Origin of the sequence: Mycobacterium sp. E3298, from assembly GCF_001666895.1 — a bacterium.
Classification (GTDB): Bacteria; Actinomycetota; Actinomycetes; order Mycobacteriales; family Mycobacteriaceae; genus Mycobacterium.
The window spans coordinates 1-1,011 of record NZ_LZJB01000283.1; the positions used below are offsets into that span (position 1 = coordinate 1).

The window sequence follows — 1,011 nt, forward strand, 5'->3', positions numbered from 1 at the left end:
CGACCAACGACGTCCGCATTCCCCGCAACCGGGCGGTGGTGATGCTGGTGATCGACGTGTCGCAGTCGATGCGCGCCGGTGGCGGCTTGTCGCCGCCGCCGATCACCGCGCCGACCGTCGCGATCGCCTGCAACGCGGTGAAGATGCCCTCCCCGGTGGCGGTGCGGTCGGCGAACTGCAACTTGTCCAGCGCGTTCTTCGTCGCGTCGCGGTTGGTCGTCGGCGACACCAGCACGGTGGCCGTGCCCGCGTACTCGATCAGCCCCAGGTTGATGCCCGGGGTCAGCTCGTCGGCGAACTGCTTGGCCGCCTCCTGCGCGGCCGCCATCCGGTTGGGCTGCACATCGGTGGCGCGCATCGACTGCGACACGTCGATCACCAGCATCACCACCGCCCGGTTGCGGGGAATGCGGACGTCGTTGGTCGGCCCCGCCATCGCGATGGTGAACAGCACCAGCGACGCCACCAGCAGGATCGCCGGCACGTGCCGCCAGCGCGAAGGGCGTTGGGGCGCAACGCTTTCCAGCAGCTCCATGTTGGCGAAGCGCAGCATCCTTCGCTGCCGCGCCAGCTGCATGAGGATGTACATCGCGGCCAGCCCGAACACGACCAACAGGAACAGGAAGAACCAGGAGTGTGCGAAGCCGGACAGCGATATCGGCCCGAGCAATGGCAGTGTCATAAAACCGTCTTGGTGTGTCTGTGCGCCTCGGTCAAAGTGCCCGTCACTGCCGTCCCGCCATCGCCCCGCGCCGGCGGGACTCGACGAAGCGGACGATGTCGGCGATCCAATCGCGGTCGGTGCGCAGGGTCAGTATCGGCGCCCCGCAGCTGCGCACGGTGCGCGCCACCTCGGCGCGGTGCGCGGCGGCAGCCCTGGCAAAATCGTCGCGCAGCTGGGGATCGATGGTGAACTCGCGGGTGACCCCGGATTCGGCGTCCTGCAGCACGACGTCACCGATGTCGGGCAGCTCGACGTCGCGGGGGTCGACGACCTCGACGGCCAGCACC

At 68.7% G+C, this 1,011-nt stretch carries 1 protein-coding gene and 1 pseudogene; both read right to left on the reverse strand.

Annotated features, from left to right (window positions below; translation table 11 throughout):
* Positions 1 to 682 (reverse strand): VWA domain-containing protein (locus tag A9X05_RS13465; RefSeq protein ID WP_231978363.1); only part of this gene is annotated, 682 nt, incomplete at its 3' end.
* A 43-nt stretch (positions 683 to 725) separates the two neighbouring features.
* Positions 726 to 1,011, reverse strand: a pseudogene (locus A9X05_RS13470) (DUF58 domain-containing protein); the annotation flags it as partial.